Raw genomic sequence first — 526 nt, forward strand, 5'->3', positions numbered from 1 at the left:
TTTCACTCCCCTCCCGGGGTCCTTTTCACCTTTCCCTCACGGTACTGCTCCTCTATCGGTCATCAGGTAGTATTTAGGGTTGGAGGGTGGTCCCCCCAGTTTCCCACCGGGTTTCACGTGTCCGGCGGTACTCTGGATCCTCACTAACAGGAATCGTCTTTCGCTTACGGGACTATCACCCGCTGTGGTCGGCCTTCCCATACCGTTCAGCTAAACTATCCTGCCGTTGTGTGAGTCCACAACCCCGGAGGATAAATCCTCCGGTTTGCCCTCTTCCGCGTTCGCTCGCCACTACTTGCGGAATCTCTGTTGATTTCTCTTCCTCGCCCTACTTAGATGTTTCAGTTCAGGCGGTTCCCCACCTACGCCTATTTTATTCAACGCAGGCTGACGGAGTATTGCTCCGCCGGGTTTCCCCATTCGGAAATCTGCGGGTCAAAGCTTATGTGCAGCTCACCGCAGCTTATCGCAGCTTGTCACGTCCTTCATCGGCTCCTGATGCCAAGGCATTCCCCTTGCGCTCTTT

Annotated in this window: 1 rRNA gene; it reads right to left on the reverse strand. The window is 54.9% G+C overall.

Annotation, left to right across the window (positions count from 1 at the left end):
• Positions 1–525 (reverse strand): 23S ribosomal RNA (locus tag ACTNB1_RS14870); the annotation flags it as partial.
• Position 526 lies beyond the last annotated feature (1 nt).

The sequence above is a fragment of the Flavonifractor sp. HCP28S3_F3 genome (assembly GCF_052065355.1).
GTDB lineage: Bacteria > Bacillota > Clostridia > Oscillospirales > Oscillospiraceae > Flavonifractor.